The sequence below is a fragment of the Bradyrhizobium oropedii genome (genome assembly GCF_020889685.1).
GTDB classification, from domain to species: domain Bacteria; phylum Pseudomonadota; class Alphaproteobacteria; order Rhizobiales; family Xanthobacteraceae; genus Bradyrhizobium; species Bradyrhizobium oropedii.
Map to the genome: position 1 here is coordinate 21021 of NZ_JACMYO010000043.1, position 15082 is coordinate 36102.

At 64.8% G+C, this 15082-nt stretch carries 15 protein-coding genes; 7 read left to right on the top strand and 8 right to left on the bottom strand.

The features are described 5' to 3' along the window. The 5 genes from nuoN to H8A95_RS14585 all read left to right on the top strand — a co-directional run bounded on the left by nuoN (position 1) and on the right by H8A95_RS14585 (position 4705). On the top strand, positions 1–1437 hold the full coding sequence (gene nuoN, locus H8A95_RS14565; protein WP_229183755.1) for an NADH-quinone oxidoreductase subunit NuoN: 1437 nt from the start codon (positions 1–3) through the stop codon (positions 1435–1437). A gap of 61 nt (positions 1438–1498) precedes the next feature. Then, a complete protein-coding gene (locus H8A95_RS14570; RefSeq protein ID WP_229183756.1) occupies positions 1499–2305 on the top strand; it encodes a biotin--[acetyl-CoA-carboxylase] ligase in 807 nt (268 codons plus the stop codon). Further along, on the top strand, positions 2305–3975 hold the full coding sequence (locus tag H8A95_RS14575; RefSeq protein WP_229183757.1) for a ribonuclease J: 1671 nt from the start codon (positions 2305–2307) through the stop codon (positions 3973–3975). The genes H8A95_RS14570 and H8A95_RS14575 overlap by 1 nt, the downstream gene beginning before the upstream one ends. Positions 3976–4018: 43 nt before the next feature. After that, positions 4019–4423, top strand: coding sequence for a methylmalonyl-CoA epimerase (mce, locus tag H8A95_RS14580; protein ID WP_092114633.1), 405 nt, complete (start codon positions 4019–4021; stop codon positions 4421–4423). A 6-nt stretch (positions 4424–4429) separates the two neighbouring features. Beyond that, entirely contained in the window at positions 4430–4705 is a 276-nt protein-coding gene (locus H8A95_RS14585; RefSeq protein WP_163153464.1) for a DUF1467 family protein, read from the top strand. 361 nt (positions 4706–5066) lie between these two features. On the opposite strand, the gene H8A95_RS14590 is transcribed toward H8A95_RS14585, so the two are convergent. Then, positions 5067–6359, bottom strand: a complete 1293-nt coding sequence (locus tag H8A95_RS14590; protein WP_229183758.1) for a hypothetical protein — start codon at positions 6357–6359, stop codon at positions 5067–5069. 223 nt (positions 6360–6582) lie between these two features. Between H8A95_RS14590 and mtnK the strand changes: the two genes are divergently transcribed. Further along, entirely contained in the window at positions 6583–7887 is a 1305-nt protein-coding gene (gene mtnK / locus H8A95_RS14595; protein WP_229183759.1) for an S-methyl-5-thioribose kinase, read from the top strand. Positions 7888–7927: 40 nt separating this feature from the next. Here mtnK and H8A95_RS14600 read toward each other — a convergent pair whose 3' ends face one another. From H8A95_RS14600 to H8A95_RS14630, 7 genes are all read right to left on the bottom strand, one after another. Further along, positions 7928–8317 carry a hypothetical protein gene (locus H8A95_RS14600; protein ID WP_229183760.1) on the bottom strand — a complete coding sequence of 130 codons (390 nt, stop codon included), beginning with the start codon at positions 8315–8317 and terminating at the stop codon, positions 7928–7930. A gap of 188 nt (positions 8318–8505) precedes the next feature. Continuing rightward, entirely contained in the window at positions 8506–8802 is a 297-nt protein-coding gene (locus H8A95_RS14605; RefSeq protein ID WP_229183761.1) for a DUF718 domain-containing protein, read from the bottom strand. A gap of 339 nt (positions 8803–9141) precedes the next feature. Beyond that, entirely contained in the window at positions 9142–9765 is a 624-nt protein-coding gene (gene gstA, locus H8A95_RS14610; protein ID WP_229183762.1) for a glutathione transferase GstA, read from the bottom strand. A 214-nt stretch (positions 9766–9979) separates the two neighbouring features. Beyond that, complete coding sequence (locus tag H8A95_RS14615) at positions 9980–11014, bottom strand: ABC transporter permease (RefSeq protein WP_229183763.1); 1035 nt, start codon at positions 11012–11014, stop codon at positions 9980–9982. A gap of 102 nt (positions 11015–11116) precedes the next feature. Then, positions 11117–12619 (bottom strand): sugar ABC transporter ATP-binding protein, encoded by a 1503-nt coding sequence (locus tag H8A95_RS14620; RefSeq protein ID WP_229183764.1) that lies wholly within the window; start codon positions 12617–12619, stop codon positions 11117–11119. Between the two features lie 9 nt (positions 12620–12628). Beyond that, positions 12629–13675, bottom strand: a complete 1047-nt coding sequence (locus H8A95_RS14625) for a sugar ABC transporter substrate-binding protein (protein ID WP_229183765.1) — start codon at positions 13673–13675, stop codon at positions 12629–12631. Between the two features lie 88 nt (positions 13676–13763). Next, the gene (locus H8A95_RS14630; RefSeq protein WP_229183766.1) at positions 13764–14189 is read right to left on the bottom strand and encodes a globin; all 426 of its coding nucleotides are present in this window, start codon (positions 14187–14189) and stop codon (positions 13764–13766) included. 457 nt (positions 14190–14646) lie between these two features. On the opposite strand from H8A95_RS14630, the gene H8A95_RS14635 reads away from it, so the two are divergent. Further along, entirely contained in the window at positions 14647–15018 is a 372-nt protein-coding gene (locus H8A95_RS14635) for a DUF2946 family protein (RefSeq protein ID WP_229183779.1), read from the top strand. The last annotated feature ends 64 nt before the right edge of the window (positions 15019–15082 follow it).

Here is a 15082-nt window from a genome sequence, read left to right on the forward strand (position 1 = left end):
ATGAGCTTTTCCAGTGCAGGTTATCAGTTGCAGCCGGTGCTGCCGGAGCTGGTGCTCGCGGTCGGCGCCATGGTGCTGTTGATGATCGGAGCCTATCGCGGGCAGGGGACGACCCGGCTGATCACCACGCTCGCGGTGTGTCTCCTGGTGCTGACCGGCGTGCTGGAGCTCTGGCTGCCGGCCGGCAAGCTCGTGACCTTCGGCGGCAGCTTCATCGTCGACGATTTCGCGCGATTCCTGAAGGTCCTCGCGCTGATCGCCTCGGCGGCGACGCTGATTCTGTCGACCGAGTACCTGTCGCAGCCGTCGACCCGCAACTTCGAGTTCTCGATCCTGGTGCTGCTGTCGACGCTCGGCATGATGGTGCTGATCTCAGCCGGTGACCTGATTTCGCTCTATCTCGGTCTCGAGCTGATGGGCCTTGCGCTTTACGTCGTCGCTGCCAGCCAGCGGGACAATGCCAAGTCGAGCGAGGCCGGGCTGAAGTATTTCGTGCTCGGCGCGCTGTCGTCGGGCATGCTGCTCTACGGCGCCTCGCTGATCTACGGCTTCACCGGCACCGTCAGCTTCGCCGGTATCGCGGCAGCCGCCACCACCGGCAGCATCGGCATCGTGTTCGGCCTGGTGTTCCTGCTCGCCGGCCTCTGCTTCAAGGTCTCGGCAGTGCCGTTCCACATGTGGACGCCGGATGTCTATGAGGGCGCGCCGACGCCGGTGACCGCCTTCTTCGCCTCCGCCCCGAAGGTCGCCGCGCTCGCAGTGTTCACCCGTGCGACGCTGACCGCGTTCCCGGGCATTGTCACCCAGTGGCAGCAGATCCTGGTGTTCGTGGCGATCGCCTCGATGGCGCTGGGCTCGTTCGCGGCGATCGGCCAGTCCAACATCAAGCGGCTGATGGCCTATTCGTCGATCGGCCATATGGGCTTCGCGCTGGTCGGCCTTGCCGCCGGAACGGTCGAGGGCGCGCAGGGCGTGCTGGTCTACATTGCGATCTATGTCGCGATGACGCTCGGCACTTTCTCCATCATCCTGGCCATGAAGCGGAACGGCCAGGCGGTCGAGCAGATCAGCGATTTCGCCGGCCTGTCCCGCACCAACCCGCTGCTCGCCTTCACCTTCGCGATGCTGCTGTTCTCGCTGGCCGGCGTGCCGCCGCTCGCGGGCTTCTTCGGCAAATGGTACGTGTTCGTCGCCGCGATCAAGGCAAACCTGTTCACGCTCGCAGTGATCGGCGTGCTGACCAGCGTGGTGGGCGCGTTCTACTATCTGTCGATCGTCAAGGTGATGTATTTCGACCAGCCGCTGACCAAGCTCGATCCGGTGCGTTTCGAGTTGCGCACCGTTCTTGCGGTCGCCGGCATCTTCAACATCTTCTTCTTCGCCTATCCGGGCCCGCTGGTGAGCGTGGCAACGGCGGCGGCGAAGTCGCTATTCTGATGCGGACGGTTCCGAAAACGGGATGCTGGCTTTCGGAACAGATCATGCGCATAACTCCGACATGACATTCACGCTCGGAGCCCGGGCCGTTGCGGCGGGCTACAAGCTCGCCGCCTTCGATCAGATCGGCTCGACCAACGCCGAGGCGATGCTGCGCGCCCGCGACGGCGAGCAGGGGCCGATGTGGTTCGTGACGCCGGAGCAGACCGCGGGCCGCGGGCGGCGCCAGCGGGCCTGGATCGCGCCGCGCGGCAACCTTGCCAGCAGCATCCTCGAGGTGACGGACGTGCAGCCGGCGGTCGCCGCGACGCTCGGCTTTGCCGCCGGGCTGTCGCTCGATGCCGCGCTGCAGAAGGTCAGCATCGAGGCCGCGCTGCGGCTCGGACCGGACAGCCCGAAGTTCACCCTGAAATGGCCGAACGACGTACTGGCCAATGGCAAGAAGCTGTCGGGCATCCTGCTCGAGGCCGAGGCGGTCGGCAACCGGCTGGCGGTCGTCGTCGGCATCGGGACCAATGTCGTCGCAGCGCCCGAGGGAACGCCGACACCGGCGGTGTCGCTGGCGACGCTCGGCATCCAGATCGGCGCGGAAGAGCTGTTCGCCGCGCTGTCGGACGCCTGGGTCGAGTTTCGCGGCATCTGGGACGATGGCCGCGGCTTTCCCGAGATCCGCAGGCTGTGGCTGGAGCGTGCCGCTGGGCTTGGCCAGAAGGTCGCGGTCCAGACCGGCACCGCGACGCTCGAAGGCACATTCGATACCATTGACGACACCGGCTGCCTGATCGTTCGCTCCGCTGACGGACAGCGCAAACCCGTGACCGCCGGCGAGGTCTATTTCGGCAGCGCGGCCTCCGTGAGGGCTAACTGATGGCGCGTCCCGACGAGCTCACCTTTGCCCCGCTCGGCGGCGTCGGCGAGATCGGCATGAACCTGTCGATCTATGGCCTCGGCAACCGCGAGCAGCGGTCCTTCCTCGCGGTCGACCTCGGCGTCTCCTTCGGCGACGAGGAGCATCTGCCGGGCATCGACCTGATCATGCCCGACGTCCGCTTCCTCGAGAAGGAACGCAACAATCTGGTGGGCCTCGTGCTGACGCACGCCCATGAGGACCATTTCGGCGCCATCATCGACCTCTGGCCGAAGCTCGGCTGCAAGATCTACGCGACGCAGTTCTCTGCGGCGCTGTTCGAGGCCAAATGCGCCGCCGAGCGCAATCCGCCGAAAATCCCGATCACGGTGATCCCGTCGGGCGGGCGGGTCGATATCGGCCCGTTCAATGTCGAGTTCATCCCGGTCTCGCATTCGATTCCGGAATCGCACGCGCTGGCGATCAAGACCGACGTCGGTACCGTGCTGCACACCGGCGACTGGAAGATCGACCCGACCCCGATCATCGGCCAGCCGACCGACGAGCGGCGGCTGCGCGAGCTGGGCGACGAGGGCGTGCTGGCGCTGGTCGGCGATTCCACCAATGCGGTGCGCGACGGTCGTTCGCCCTCGGAGACCGAGGTTGCCGCCACGATCAAGAAGCTGGTCAAAGCGGCCAAGGGCCGGGTCGCGGTCACCACCTTCGCCTCCAATGTCGCCCGCGTGCGGGCGGTGGCTGATGCCGCGAACGCCGCCGATCGCGAGGTCGTCGTGGTCGGCCGCGCCATGGAGCGCGTGGTGCAGGTCGCGCGCGAATGCGGCTATCTCGACGGCTCGCACAAGTTCCGCAGCGCCGACTATTACGGCCATTTCCCGGCCGACAAGGTGCTGGCGCTGTGCACCGGCAGCCAGGGCGAACCGCGCGCCGCGCTGGCCCGGATCGCCAATGACGACCATCCGCAGGTGACCCTGAACAAGGGCGACACCGTGATCTTCTCCTCCCGCACCATTCCCGGCAACGAGAAGGCGGTCGGCGGCATTATCAACGGGCTGGTGACGCAGGGCGTCGAAGTCATCACCGACCGTGAGCATCTGGTGCACGTCTCCGGCCACCCGCGCCGCGACGAGCTGCGCGACATGATCTCCTGGGTGCGGCCGCAGCTCCTGATCCCCGTGCATGGCGAGGCGCTGCATCTCGCCGAGCACGCCAAGCTGGCGCGCGCCGCGGGTGTCCCGAAAGTCCTGACCTGCCGCAACGGCGACCTCGTCAAGCTTGGGCCCGGCGATCCCGGCATCATCGGCGAAGTGCCGTCGGGCCGGCTCTACAAGGATGGAACCATCCTGGAGGATTCCAAGTCGCGCGCCGTGGTCGAGCGACGCCGGATGGGCTTTGCCGGCTGCGCCTTCGTCGCCATCGCCATGACCCAGCAGGGCGAACTGGTCGACGAGCCCGAGGTTGATCTGGTCGGCATGCCGGAGAACAATGCCACAGGCGAATTGCTCGACGATATCGTGTTCGATGTGGTGGTATCGACGATCGAGGGCCTGCCGCGGGCGCGGCGGCGCGATCCGGATGCGCTGGGTGAATCGGTGCGGCGGGCGGTACGTGCGGCGCTGAACGAGCAATGGGGCAAGAAGCCGATCTGCGTCGTGCACGTACTGACGGTCTGACAAGCGCCTTCGAAGCGCGCACAACGATACAAGGGAGAGAGAGATGCTGGGCCGGCTCAATCACGTCGCCATTGCAGTCAAGGACGCCAGGCAGGCCGCGAAGATCTACGGCACCGCCTTCAACGCCGAGATTTCCGACGCCGTGCCGCTGCCGGAGCACGGCGTCATCACCGTGTTCGTGACGCTGCCGAACACCAAGATCGAGTTCATCGAGCCGCTCGGCGAGGCCTCGCCGATCGCGAAATTCGTCGAGCGCAATGCCGACGGCGGCATCCACCATGTCTGCTACGACGTGCCCGACATCATCGCGGCGCGCGACCGCATGATCGCCGAGGGCGCGCGGGTGCTGGGCGACGGCCAGCCGAAGATCGGTGCGCACGGCAAGCCGGTGCTGTTCTTCCACCCCAAGGACTTTTCCGGCGCCTTGGTCGAGATCGAACAGGCCTGAGCGCGCATGGCGTATCAAATCTCCACCAGCCTTGCGATCTACTTCGTGCTGTGGTGGCTCGTGCTGTTCCTGACGCTGCCGTTCGGCGTGCGCAGCCAGCATGAAGACGGCGTCGGCGCGCCCGGCACCGACCCCGGCGCGCCGATCATGGCGCGGATGGGCCGCAAGCTGCTGTGGACCACGCTACTTTCGGCCGTGATCTTCGCGATCGGGATGTGGGCCTATTACGCCGGCTATCTGTCGGTCGAGCGGCTGTCGAAGCTGATGGGAATGCCGTTCTAGAACTCACCGGTTCACCTCGCCCCGTGTGCGGCAGGGCTATCGCATGTAGCCGGCCTCTGCAGGGGCGGACTGTCAAAATATCGAAAACAACCCCATGCAAAGTAGCCGGCGGCGTGCCGGCATTCGACACGGCAACTTGACATGTCGGGCAAATCAGCGGCATTATTCTATTATACAGAAATTGTGCAGACGTGCCTCTCTCCGTGGGAACGCGTAGAATGGGGCGAGGGAGCGCAGCGAAGTCGCCCGCATGAGCGAAGCGACATGCGGGAGCATTGCCCCGGGTATTGCAGAGCCTGTCATCGGGCGCGCGTTCGCGCGACCCGTTGGCTCACCCGGTCCACGAACCGGAGCAACGGGCTCAGCTTTGCTCCGGCCGGAACCACTCCGGCGACGGGCCGGTGATCGCCTCGATCTCGGGGACGAAGCTGCGATCGAGCGCCGCGACGAGCGTTGCCAGATTGTCGACGATTTGCGTCCATCGCTCGGCGCTGCCGATCGGAAACTGGCTCGGCAACTCGACCCCTCTCACTTCGCCGCGGACTGCGTGGCGCGAGGCATGGAGCGGCAGCGTCGCCTTGAAGCCGTGCCCATTGACCATGCCGATCACCTGCATGAAGGCCACAACCGAACTGTTCCAGCTGCCGACATCGGCCTGGAGGCTGACGGTGAGGTTGCCCGGGGTGCGCCGTTGCAGCCTGAAGGATCCGCTCTCGCCGCGACAATCGTAGCCGAGCGGCGCGAAGGCCCGAACCAGATCCGGCTTCTTGGGGCCGGTGCCCGGGCTTCCATCGGGAGCAGTCGCGGCGGCGCTCTCGACCTGATGCGGCAGATCGTGCGGGAGGGTATTGAGTAGTTCGCTCATCCCGGCCCGATAGGCGCGCACGACCGTGCGGATGGCCTGGTCCATCTCAGGAGACAGGCCGCCGGCTGGCCCGGCGGCCGCCGCCGCAGCGGCGGGCGCCGTGACCATCGGGACCTGCACCGTCTTGCGGACCTTGCCGCACGCCGCGAGCAGGGCCGCGATCTCGGCCGGAGGTGCCGGCAATTTCTTGGCCTGCGGATCGGCTTCGACGATGCGCAGCGCGGCCAGCGACCGCTGCCGCCCATTCACCCACCACTTGTCGTGCACGCCGATGCCGGGCGAGGTCGGGTGGCCGGCGCCGATGTCGACGCCGGCACGCATCAGGCCGCGAAGCGTCTGAAGGTCGGGCTGCGCGGGCAGCTGCGGACCGTCTGAAAAGCCGGGCACCGAGAAATGCAGGTCGATGGCGTGGCATGGAAATGACTTTGGGACGCCCTGTGCGATCTCCCTGATGATCGTGAAGTCGATCGCCTCGACGGCGCCGCTCTCGGTCACGTTCGACATCACGCGTGCTTCCGCCCTGCCAGGTCCAACCGAGCCGGTCGTTCGCACGAAGCGCCCCAATTCCGGCCAGCGCTTGATCACCCTTGCAATGCTGGAAATGCGCTTCGTTCCTGCCGCAGCTTGCACGGCGGCGATCTCGGCGGTGAGAGGGGGATCGGACAGCCTGAGGCGTACCGTCGGCTCGCCCAATCCGGCGGCGAGGAAGCCGGCGTGCACTCGCTCGACCATATCGACAAGCGCGTCCTTGCGGCTGGCGGCAAATATCGAGAACACGGCGACGAGCATGGCAACATCCTCCACTCGAAAATGTCATCGTGAATTCTGAAACAACGCCGGCGGGGTAGGGCCTGATCTGTGGCTTCGGGGACTTCGTCTGGGGCATTGCGGCGCGTCCCGCCGCCTGCGATTGTGGGCGTCGAACCGGGCTGTCAGCTCTTGCGGCAACGTGTCCGGAATAGCACAACGAGCGGCCAATGGCTCGGGTCTAAGTCTTGGGGAGGCGACCACGATGAACCTGCAGGCGCAACCAGGCTCCGGGCAGAGCCAGTATCGAATCCTGCGGGAAGCCGATCTGCGGGACTATCTCGCGAGCTTACCTGCCATCGTCACGCAGCTCGGCGGCACGCCGGCGGACTGGTCGATCAGCGAGGTCGGCGACGGCAACCTCAACCTCGTCTTTATCGTCAAGGGACCGAGCGGCGGCATCGCCGTCAAGCAGGCGCTGCCTTACGTGCGGCTGGTCGGCGAGAGCTGGCCGCTGCCGTTGTCGCGGGCGCATTACGAGCATCTGGCGCTGGTGCATCAGGTGCGGCTGGCGCCGAGCCTGGTGCCGGCAGTGCTGCATCACGACGCGCCCCTCGCGCTCACCGCAATGGAGCTGCTCGAGCCGCACATCATCATGCGCAAGGGCTTGATCGGCGCCACGCGCTATCCGCGTTTCGTCGAGGATATCTCGACCTTCCTGGCGCAGACGCTGCTCTTCACGTCCGATCTCGCGCTGTCGGCCGCGGAGAAGAAGGAAGGGATTGCGGCATTCGCCGGCAACCACGCGCTCTGCAAGATCACCGAAGATCTGATCTTCACCGATCCTTACCGCATCGCCGAGCAGAACCGCTGGACCACGCCGTATCTCGACGCCACGGCGGCGGCGTTCCGCGAGGATCTCGATCTGCATGTCGCGATCTCCAGGCTCAAGCTGAAGTTCATGGCGAGCCCGCAGGCACTGCTGCACGGTGACTTGCACACCGGCTCGATCATGGTCACCGACGGTGAGACCAAGGTGATCGATCCCGAATTCGCTTTCTACGGCCCGATGGGCTTCGACATCGGCGCCGTGATCGGCAATCTCCTGATGGCCTATCTGGCCTCCGCCGGCCACGAGCGCACGCCGGGTGAGCGCGCTTCGTTCGAGGCCTGGCTGCTGGAAACCATCGAGGGCGTCTGGACCGAATTCTCGCGAAAATTTCTCGCGCTCTGGCGCAACGATGCCAGGGGCGACGGCTATCCGGTGTCTTTGTTTGCGGGCGAGGCAGGCGCCGCGCGACTGGAGGCGGAGCGGCAGGCCTACGTAGCGAGGCTGTTCCAGGACACGGTCGGCTTTGCCGCCGCCAAGACCATCCGGCGCATCCTCGGCCTCGCGCACAACATCGATTTCGAATGGATCGCCGACGAGAAGCAGCGCGCGATCTGCGAGGCACGGGCCCTGAAGCTCGCACGCAACATGATGCTGGAGGCAGCGTCTTACGCGACGATCGGTGCCGTCACCTACGCCGCGCGCGAACTGCGCCACTGGCAGCCCGATTTTGCCAGATGACGATATCGATGGTCATGTACGGGAAACGCAGCGGCACAGATCAGCTTTCGGCCGGACGCACAAAACAGAGAATGCCTGCCTCAGGCGTGAAACAGACGACGGCGCGGTTCGTCGGGTTGTCGGTTCTGTCGATGATCCTGTTCGACGGGACCCGCAGCCAGAACGGTTTCGACATCTTCCAGCGACCATCGATCAAGACCTCGTAGCCGTCTCGGTCCTGTCGAAACTCGACCGTCCGGCAATCCGCAATCGAGCAGCACGACGCACCGGTGCCTGGTTGCTTCAGGCTCTCAAACCATGGGGCGAGCGCGGGATTCGGGCTATCGGGCGGTGCGGCTACCGCGGCCTGGCTCAGAGCAAGCCCGACGGCGACGACGATCGTCTTGCCAATCCTCCCGTCTATCTCCCGATGTGCCATCGACGCTGACAAGAGCGTAACCCTCCGCTGCCGGCCGGAGATTAGCGCCGGCTCGGCTGGGCTTGTTCGAAAATTTTAGCGCGTTGCTGTCCGGAAAGCGGCCATACGTTCGGCCGGCGGGGACGGGACAACGACCGCTCATGACGCAGGGCAGGCGCGGCCGCGGGCGTCGCCTTATGATCTATCCTTCACAAATCTTCTTATTTCATGGACAAGACGACCGGACCTGCGACGGGATCGGTGACGCCGAGACCGCCGCCCAAGTCTTCGAGCGTATCGCGAAAAGTATTGAGAGTGGAAATCATGTGTGGCCGGGCCTTGATGCACGCGTCCATGTCTTGCCACTCGGCGATAATGCAATAGGAACGGTCACCGGTCTTGATAATATTGGCGCGCAACAGACCTTGCCAGGTTGCCCCGATGGTCTTGTGCGCGTCCAAAAACTCCTGATCGCGCGCAGGCTTCACCCGAAAACGCACAGCGTTGAAAGCGGTCACGGTCTTCTCCCCTGGTTCTGTGATGTTCCCCGAAATGCTGGCGGCGACTTAAGTAAATTCACAACGGCAACTTTGCTCCGGATGCGCTGCCGACGCTACCAGAATTGGCAGGCCGTCAGCACCGCGCGTTTTCATGGCTTCCGACTCCCGGTTCGTCGAAGGCGCCATGCCAATGAGTTGCCCGACGGCCAAGCCCCCCGCAGCGGCGCGCTCAGCGCGGGACGGGCGCTCAAGCTCGCACGCGGCTTGATAGTGGAAGCGTCCTAGTCGACGATCGGTGCCGTCACTACGCCGCACGTGAGCTGCGCCACTGGCAGCCGGATGTTGCCAGGTAATCGTTTATGGGCCGGGGTCCGGAATCGGGCCCTCGGCTTCCAGTGCGGCTTGAACTGTCGGACGGCGGCCGATGCGCGCATGGTGCGCGAGCACGTTGGGGTAGGGCGAAAGATCAAAGTCGACGCGCGGGGCCCAGATCGTGACCGCGAACGAGTTGGCGTCCGCGACCGTGAAGTCCTCGCCCAGAAGGTATGTGTTGTCAGCAAGGTGACGATCGAGGTGCGCGTAGCGCGTTCTCAGCCGGTCGCGAAACACCTCCTTGGATTGCTCCGATATCCCCTTGTGGAAGATCGGTCCATACGCGCCTTTGTGCATCTCGCTTGAAAAGAAGTTGAGCCACGCCTGCAGCTTGGCGCGCTCGATCGAGCCGTTGGCCGGCGCCAGCCGTCTGGAAGGGGCCTGATCGGCGATGTACTGAACGATCGCAGCTCCCTCGGTGAGCAAGGTGCCGTCGTCGAGCAGCAGAGCCGGCACATAGCCCAGCGGATTCACCGTTCGATAGTCGCCGCCACCTTCGATGGCCTTGGTGTGCTCGTTGATCCTGATGGCCGTGAACGGCAATGCGGCCTCGAGGAACACGATATGCGGCAGGAGAGACAACGTACCTGGCGCGCAGAACAGCTTCATGGCGAGCCTCTACCGGGGTTTCGCTTCGCCCCAGGACAGCGCAACACATTCGATGTCGTCCCTGCCTAGCGCGCAATTGCGCACGGGAGCAGGGACCCATAACCACCGAGAGTCATTCTTGCGCGATGGCAGAATGACTAGTCCCGTTCATCACACCCGCCGCGGAGTATGGGTCCCTGCCTTCGCAGGGACGACGAATGGAGAGAGCGCCACACTAATCCGCCGCTTGCTCCCGCAGCCGCTGCGCGTAGACGTTGATGATCAGCGCCGCGAGCAGGATCAGGCCGCGGATCAGGATCTTCAGGAAGCTGTCGATATTGACGTGGTCGAGGCCGTTGTTGAGCACGCCAAGCACGAACAGGCCGACGATGGTGTTGCCGATGCCACCGCGGCCGCCGAACAGGCTGGTGCCGCCGACCACCACGGCCGCGATCGAATCCAGCAGATAGGTGTCGAACTCGTTCTGCTGCGCGCTGCCGAAATGGGCGACGCCGAGCATGCCGCCGATCCCCGAGCAGACCGCCGAGATCACCATCACGCTGCCGAGGATGAGCTTGACGTTGAGGCCGGCAAATTCCGCGGCTTCGCGGTTGCCGCCGACCATGTAGACGTAGCGGCCGAAGCGCGTGTAGGTCAGCACCAGATGGCCGCCGAGCAGCATCACCGCGGCAACGATCACGATCCAGGGGATGCCGCCGATCGAGCCCGAGCCGAGCGTCGTGATCAGCGGCGGCACCTTGTAGGCGATCTGGCCGCGCACCAGCAGCGCCGAGACGCCGGCCGCGATCTGCATCATGGCGAGCGTCATGATGAAGGAGGGGATGCCGATCGCGGTCAGCCCCAGCGCATTGACGAGGCCGAGCAGCGCGCACAGCGCCAGCGCCAGCAGGATCGCGGCAAAGCCCGGCATCGGGATGTTGGCGATGTTGACGTAGGAGTCCTGCAGCGTGAAATAGGCCACCGCAATGCCGGTGACGTTGGCGATGCTGGCGACCGACAGGTCGATCTCGGCGCACAGGATCACGAAGGTGAGGCCGACGGCGATGATGCCGGTGACCGACACCTGGGTGAGGATGTTGCCGACATTGTCGATGGTCGCAAACGACGGGCTCGCGATCGCAAAGAAGGCGCTGAGGAAGATCAGCGTCAGGAACGGCGCGATGTTGCGCATCTGCGAGCGCAGGAAGGACGCCAGCCCGCGCGGCCGCTTGTGATCCGCAGGTGCCGTCGCGCTGTCACTGCTTGCCATTATGTCTCTCCGTTAAGCGCGATGACGCGGTCATCGCGCTTTCTCGATTTGTTTGCGCACGATCTTGTCGGAAAACCGCTTCGCACTTTTCCGGATCATGCTCTAGGCAGCCTCGAGCAGCCGATCCTTGCTGACCGCTTCGCCCGCGAATTCGCGCACCACCGAGCCGCGTTTCAGCACCAGGATCCTGTCGGCCAGCGACAGCACCGTTTCCGGCTCGGTCGACAGCACGATGATCGCCAGTCCCTTGGCGCGGAGATCGCGCACGATGTTGATCACGTCGTTCTTGGCGCCGACGTCCATGCCGCGGGTCGGCTCGCACAGCACCAGCAGGCGGGGCGGGTAGGTCAGCCATTTGGCCAGTGCCACCTTCTGCTGGTTGCCGCCGGAGAGCATGCCGAGATCGAGACCGACCACCGGCGGCCTGATCTGCAACTGCTCGACCTGGCGCTGGGCGATGGCGCGCTCGCGCACCGGCTTGAGCAGCAGCGCCGAGATCCGCTCGAGGATGCTGATCGAGATGTTCTTGTAGACCGGCTCCTGGTGAAACAGCATCGCGCGCCGGCTCTCCGGCACCAGCGCAACGCCCGCCCGCCGGGCGGCCGCGGTGCTGCGGAATGTCTTGGCGGAGCCGTCGACCACAAGCGTCCCGCCGTCGGGCCTGAGCTTGCCGAACAGGATGCGGGACAGCTCCAATTGTCCGCAGCCCATGAAGCCGTAGATGCCGAGCACTTCGCCGGCGCGGGCCTCGAACGAGACATCCTGCAGGCTGCGGCGGAGCGAGAGCTGATCGACCTTCAGCACCACCGGGCCGGCGCCGGATTGCGGCAGCATCAGGTCGTCGGTGTAGCTGTGCTCCAGCTTTTCGCCGCCGCGGCCGATCATGGCCTCGATCAGCGCGCCCTTGGTGGTGTCGGCGGAGGCGGTTTCGGCGATCTTCCGCCCGTTGCGGAACACGGTCACCACGTCGGAGACCCGCAGGATGTCCTCGATGAAATGCGAGATAAAGACGATGCTGGTGCCTTCGTCCCGGAGCTTCTGCAAGGTCGTGAAGAGACGCTCGACCTCCGGCGGGGAGAGGGCGGAGGTCGGCTCGTCGAGGATGATGATGCGAGCGCCCGAAAACAGCACGCGGGCGATCTCGATCAGCTGCTGCAGCCCGATCGGCAGGTCGCCGAGCCGCGTCATCGGATCGACGTCGATGCCGAACCGAGACAGCTGCTCGCCGGCCTCGCGCGCCATCCGCCGCCATTGCACGAAGCCGAGGCGGTTGGTCGGCTGGTTGCCGAGGAAGACGTTCTCGGCGACGGTCAAATCAGGCGCGACGCTGAGCTCCTGATGCACCATGCCGATGCCGGCGGCGTGCGCGTCGCGGGTGGAGCGAAACCGGGTCTCCTTGCCGTCGAGCATGAAGCGGCCGGAGAACTCCGGATGCACGCCGGCGATGATCTTCATCAGCGTGCTTTTTCCGGCGCCATTCTCGCCGACGAGACCATGGATCTCGCCGGCGTGGAGCGCGAAGTCGACCCCACGAAGGGCTTCGACACCGCCGAAGGCCTTCGTGATCTGGTTCAACTCGAGGATCGGGGAACGGCCCTGCGACATGAGGTCCGCTCAGATCAGGAAGTGATCCTCCATCCATTGCATGCCGGCGGCGTTGGCCTTGGTCACGACGGGACCGTCGGTCACGACGTTCTTCGGAATGCCCTGGCCGCTCTTCTCGCCGCCGACCACGGCCGCGACACCCGCGACGATCGCGCCGCCGTGGATGCGGCAGGACGGATTGCGGACGGTCGCGAACATGCGGCCTTCGCTGACCGCCTGGATCGCCGGCGGCATCGCGTCGACGCCGCCGATCAGGATGTTGGTGCGGTTATGCGCCTTCATGATGTTGGCGGCCGCGAGCGCCATGTCGTCATTGTGGAAGAACGCCGCGTCGATCTGCGGATACTTCGTCAGATAGGTTTCCCAGAGCCGGGCGGTCTTGGAGACGTCCCAGTCGGCGGGCTGGGTATCCAGCACCTCGATGTTCGGGAACTGCTTCACGACCGAGTTGAAGCCCTTGGCCCGGCCCTGCGCGCCGGTATGGCCGAGCGCGCCCTGGGTCATGATGACCTTGCCCTTGCCGCCGATCGCGTTGCACAGCGCCTGCGTCACCGAAGCGCCCATGAACTCGTTGTCGGGCGCCAGGAACGAATGCACGTTGATCTGGTCGAGCGGCGCAATCAGCGTGTCCATGTCGATGACAGGGGTGCCGGCGTCGATCATCTTCTGCACCGGCTGGGTCAGCGTGCCGATGCCGAATGCCTGGATGGCGACGAAGTCCCATTTTTGCGATGCCATGTTGTCGATGGCGGCGCGCTGCTTGACGGCGTCGAGCTGGCCGTCGAACCAGGTGACCTCGACGTTGAACAGCTTGCCCCAGAACTCGGCGGCCTGCTTGCCCTGCGCGCACCACGTCGCCTGCAGTCCGGCGTTGGAGAATGCGGCCTTCAGCGGTTTTTCCGAACGTCCCATTTCGGCTGCGAGCGCGGACGTCACGCCCATTCCGCCGAACAGGCCGGCCGCAGCTCCACCTGCCGCCGCCATCTGCAGAAGGTCGCGCCGCGTCGTCGACGCCTTGTCCATCCCCTTGTCGGTGCCATTGTCGATTCCTGGCATTGCTTGCTCCCTCTTCGTTTTTCTGACCGTCGGCGTCAGTTGCACGCGCCGCGGATAAAGGGAGTGTGTCACAATCGGAACGGTGACGCTACGTCTTCGCGTCCACGAGATGTTTCTGTTGCAGCACGATGGCTTCGATGTCGCGGAGCAGCTTGTGCCACGCAGCATCGATCTCCGCGGACCATTGCTCGCCGAGAATGTCGCGCAAGCAGTCCGCGATCACGGCGAAGAAGGCCACGAACAATTCGCGCGGCGTCCCGTAGGCGTCGTGCGAGAACACTTCCGATTCGATCAGGCGAAAACGTCCGCGGCGTTCGCCGGCGAAATCGAGAATGGATTCGATCGTGAGAGACAGCATCGAACCCTTCACCGGCTCGCTGCCTTCGGTGCGAAACATCGCCTGCGCCTCGGGATGTTCGCGAAACAACCGCCGATACACCAACGGCGTGAGATCATCGCAAGCCGCTGCTGCGAGTTCAAAGCTGCGTTCGATTGGATTCGATGATGGAGCCATCGTTGATTGCGATCATCAGACAAAAAAGAGCAGGGCTCCAAGCCCTGCTCCAAAAATTGTGTCGACCCTATTTGCCCCAAAAATTCGGTTTGATCTTGATTGATGGGGTGACGCTGCTTGTGCGCGTCGGGCTCCTCCCGAGACTTGGACCACCAGGACACGCCTCGCGGCTAGCCTGCGCCCGAATTGGTAGACCATCTTTCCAGCCTTGTCACCATTTTCGGCAACGATTGTTCAAATTTCGGGCAATTTGCGAAATGATTGGGATGGCGCCACTGCCGGTTGTGAAAGTGATGTGAAAACACGTGGCGGAGTAAGGAGATACGGCGGCTTGTGCGGCGGCCGTGATGCAACTGCCACGCTCGGCTATTTCCGTCGGCTGGAAGAAACCGGACGTGTCCGCGATCTCGACTTCCGAGGCTGGTGGTGGTTAGTTCGGTTCCGGATGGGTTTTGCGATGCGCCGGCGGCTGAAGAATTTTCTGCCCATAGTCCTGGTTGCCCTGCTGGTGCAGATTTTCGCACCGATCGGGGCCTGCTGGGCGGCGAGCCTTGCCGTATCCGATCCGCTCGCGGCCGCCACCATCTGCCACGGCAGTGCCGGCTCCGGAGCCGGGCAGGGCGACCAGACCGGTCACGACGCTCATGACGGTTGTTGCTCCGCATGCAGCGTGCTGCAGACTGGTGCGCCCGTTGATCATCCGCAAGTTGCGGCCCAGGCCGTCGAACGCGTACCGAGCCGGATCGTTTGGCTCGATTTCGCCGGCGAGCTCGATCGGTCGCCGGCGGGCCTCTCCGCGCAAGCCCGCGCGCCGCCGCTTTTTTCCTGACGAGACTGTCGCTGCCGGTGCTTGTCCGCGCCGGCAATTGCCATTGAGCAAGCCGGCCGAAGAG

Excerpts from the sequence above, each read along its gene's own strand:
- nuoN (WP_229183755.1), top strand. The coding sequence starts at position 1 with ATGAGCTTTTCCAGTGCAGGTTATCAGTTGCAGCCGGTGCTGCCGGAG.
- H8A95_RS14570 (WP_229183756.1), top strand. The coding sequence starts at position 1,499 with ATGACATTCACGCTCGGAGCCCGGGCCGTTGCGGCGGGCTACAAGCTC.
- H8A95_RS14575 (WP_229183757.1), top strand. The coding sequence starts at position 2,305 with ATGGCGCGTCCCGACGAGCTCACCTTTGCCCCGCTCGGCGGCGTCGGC.
- mce (WP_092114633.1), top strand. The coding sequence starts at position 4,019 with ATGCTGGGCCGGCTCAATCACGTCGCCATTGCAGTCAAGGACGCCAGG.
- H8A95_RS14585 (WP_163153464.1), top strand. The coding sequence starts at position 4,430 with ATGGCGTATCAAATCTCCACCAGCCTTGCGATCTACTTCGTGCTGTGG.
- H8A95_RS14590 (WP_229183758.1), bottom strand. The coding sequence starts at position 6,359 with ATGCTCGTCGCCGTGTTCTCGATATTTGCCGCCAGCCGCAAGGACGCG.
- mtnK (WP_229183759.1), top strand. The coding sequence starts at position 6,583 with ATGAACCTGCAGGCGCAACCAGGCTCCGGGCAGAGCCAGTATCGAATC.
- gstA (WP_229183762.1), bottom strand. The coding sequence starts at position 9,765 with ATGAAGCTGTTCTGCGCGCCAGGTACGTTGTCTCTCCTGCCGCATATC.
- H8A95_RS14615 (WP_229183763.1), bottom strand. The coding sequence starts at position 11,014 with ATGGCAAGCAGTGACAGCGCGACGGCACCTGCGGATCACAAGCGGCCG.
- H8A95_RS14620 (WP_229183764.1), bottom strand. The coding sequence starts at position 12,619 with ATGTCGCAGGGCCGTTCCCCGATCCTCGAGTTGAACCAGATCACGAAG.
- H8A95_RS14625 (WP_229183765.1), bottom strand. The coding sequence starts at position 13,675 with ATGCCAGGAATCGACAATGGCACCGACAAGGGGATGGACAAGGCGTCG.
- H8A95_RS14630 (WP_229183766.1), bottom strand. The coding sequence starts at position 14,189 with ATGGCTCCATCATCGAATCCAATCGAACGCAGCTTTGAACTCGCAGCA.
- H8A95_RS14635 (WP_229183779.1), top strand. The coding sequence starts at position 14,647 with ATGCGCCGGCGGCTGAAGAATTTTCTGCCCATAGTCCTGGTTGCCCTG.